3 protein-coding genes are annotated in these 2,614 nt (G+C 61.4%); all 3 read left to right on the forward strand.

The annotated features are described in order from the left end of the window. The coding region (grxD, locus tag RMN73_RS00740) for a Grx4 family monothiol glutaredoxin (protein WP_309601406.1) at positions 1–304 on the forward strand (304 nt) is incomplete at its 5' end. A gap of 294 nt (positions 305–598) precedes the next feature. Beyond that, positions 599–1,801: a glycosyltransferase gene (locus tag RMN73_RS00745; protein WP_309601407.1), complete on the forward strand. Its 1,203-nt coding sequence runs from the start codon at positions 599–601 to the stop codon at positions 1,799–1,801. A gap of 126 nt (positions 1,802–1,927) precedes the next feature. Further along, positions 1,928–2,614: hypothetical protein (locus RMN73_RS00750; RefSeq protein ID WP_309601408.1), on the forward strand; the 687-nt coding region annotated here is incomplete at its 3' end.

Here is a 2,614-nt window from a genome sequence, read left to right on the forward strand (position 1 = left end):
CCTCGACGGCCTCGTCAACGCCAATGACATCGTGCTGTTCATGAAGGGCACACCCTTGTTCCCGCAATGCGGCTTTTCGAGCCGCGCGATCGCTATCCTCGATCATCTCGGGGTGCATTATGAAACCGTCGATGTCCTGCAGGACGCGGAGATTCGCGGCGGCATCAAGCAATTTTCCGACTGGCCGACCGTCCCCCAGCTGTATGTGAAGGGCGAGTTTGTCGGCGGATCGGACATTATGATGGAAATGTTCGAAAGCGGTGAATTAAAGCAATTGGTCGAAGGCGTCGCGCCAGCGCAATAAAAAAGGGGCGGCGGCGCGGGACCAGAAACCGCTGCCGCCACCCCTTTATTTGGTTTGTGGAACCAAGTGGACGACTTAAGTATTGCAATCGCCGTGCCAATTGCTTTTTGTGGCAGAAAAAAAGGGATTTTTCGCGATATCATCGGCCTCACGCTCGACCGAACGTAAAGATTTCCGACGCTTTCGGCGTGAATCGTCTGCCGCTGGCACTTTCGGTCCCAATGCGGGTTATCCGTGGCAATGAGCAGAGATGATCCTCTTGGGGCCGCGCGATACAATGGACGCGGGCTCCTGATGTGCGATGTCACTCAAAGCTGGTCGGCGGTTGGCGGCGGGGTGGGCACCTATCTTCGCCACAAGCGTCAGCACATTCTCGACAACACGTCGCATCGCCACTTGCTGATCATTCCCGGTGAGCAGGACGAGATTGTCGAGGACGGTCGGACGATCACCGCGACGGTCGCTTCGCCCAAGGTTCCGGGCAGCCCCAATTACCGATTGTTGCTGCGCAGCTGGCAGGTGCGGCGCGTGCTCGATCAATACCGGCCCGACATGATCGAATGCCAGGATGCGTATAATTTGCCGTGGGCCGCCATTTCCCACGCCAGGCGGCATCCCGGAACGGCGCTGGTCGCAGCCTATATGACCGATTTTCCGACCGTTTATGTTGAGCGTCCGTTTGGCAAATATGTCGGCCGGACGATTGCCGATGCCGCATCGCGGCTTTGCTATTGGTATTGCGGCAAGCTCTACAGCAAATTCGACCTGACCTACGCTTTGTCCGAACATGGCGGCGCGGCGAAACTTCGCTCGCTTGGGCTCGACCCGGTCGACGTTGTACCATTGGGCGTCGAGCTAGGCGAGTTCTCCCCCGACTGCCGCGATCCGGCGTTGCGCCGCAAGCTCGGGGTAAAGGATGATGCGCCGCTGCTAATCTATGCCGGTCGGCTGGACGGCGAGAAGCGCGCGCAGACCGTGGTCGACGCGTTCCGGATGTTGCCAGACGCGCTTGCCGCGCATCTCGTGCTGCTCGGCGATGGGCCGCTGCGCGCGCAATTCCTCGCTTCAGGGGCGCCACGGCTGCACGCCCCGGGCTACGTTGCCGGTCGGTCGGAACTCGCCCGCTGGCTGGCCAGTGCGGACCTTTATGTGTCGGGCATGGCCGACGAGACCTTCGGCATTTCGATCATCGAGGCGCAGGCATCGGGATTGCCGGTGGTCGGGGTCGCGGCCGGTGCGATGCACGATCGCATCGATGATAATCTCGGCCGCCTCGGGCCAGTCAACGACAGCGCGGCAATGGCCGCCAATATTCTCGAACTATGGGCCGGGGACATGGCCGCGATGCGCCAGCGAGTGCTCGCGCACGCCCGCCAATTTGGCTGGGACAAGAGCATGGACGTGCTGTTCGGTCGGATTTATCCCGAGGCCTTGCGGCGGGCCGCGCTGGGTGGTTCGGGCGCGGTGGTGCCAGCCCCCGCATTGACGCGGGCCTGATCAGGCGTTCAACTGACATTCAGTGCCAATGGACTTGGTTTGATCGTCCGAAATCGGGGAGTGTTCGTGTCGTCATCGTTCCGTTTAGCCGTGCTTGCGGCCTCGTTGACCATTGCCGTTCCGGTCGTGGCTCAAACCGCTGTTGAAGCGCCTCAGGGTGAACCGGATAAAGCCATTGAGGGCGACACGCCCGAGCGGGTGGCTTTGGTCAATGCGTGCGGCGACCACAAATTCGAAGCGATGGTGGAAATCGATCCGGTCAAGCATCGCTCGACCCGCGTAAAGCTGTGCTCCAAGCCCGGTGCAACCGACGCGGAATGGGTGACGACGCTCAACGCCGCAATCGCGCAGATGGAAGTGCGCACGATGCCGCCCGTCGCGCGCGACCAACTGATTGCCCAATTGCAGGCTGAAGCGGCCAGATTTGACCAATTGGCCGCGTCGAAATCGGCGACCATCGGATTGTCGGCGATCGACCTTGGCAAAGGCAGCTTCGACGATTCGAGCGCTGAACCGGAAGCGCCGTTCATGGTTACCGCATTGCCGCCGCTGCCCAATCCCAAGGGTCGCGCAACGGCGACGGCGGCGACAGCGGCAAAGACACCGGCAGTGCTGGTCAAGCCGATCCGCGCGAGCATCAAATGCCTGACGCGCGGCGAAAGCGGCAAGGGTGCAAGCTGCGACTATTTCGACAAGAATACGGTGCTGGTAATGACCGCCATCGCTGGCATGGACGACGGTGCGACCGTCCGCTTTTTGCGCAAGGGCGAGGATCGCGGCACAGTCGAAATCGGCAGCCTTGGCGCCGGCGAC

The sequence above is a fragment of the Sphingomonas sp. genome, from assembly GCF_031372575.1.
GTDB lineage: Bacteria > Pseudomonadota > Alphaproteobacteria > Sphingomonadales > Sphingomonadaceae > Sphingomicrobium.

What these genes read in the sequence shown, in the direction of transcription:
- RMN73_RS00745 (WP_309601407.1), top strand. Translation starts at nt 599, where the DNA reads ATGTGCGATGTCACTCAAAGCTGGTCGGCGGTTGGCGGCGGGGTGGGC.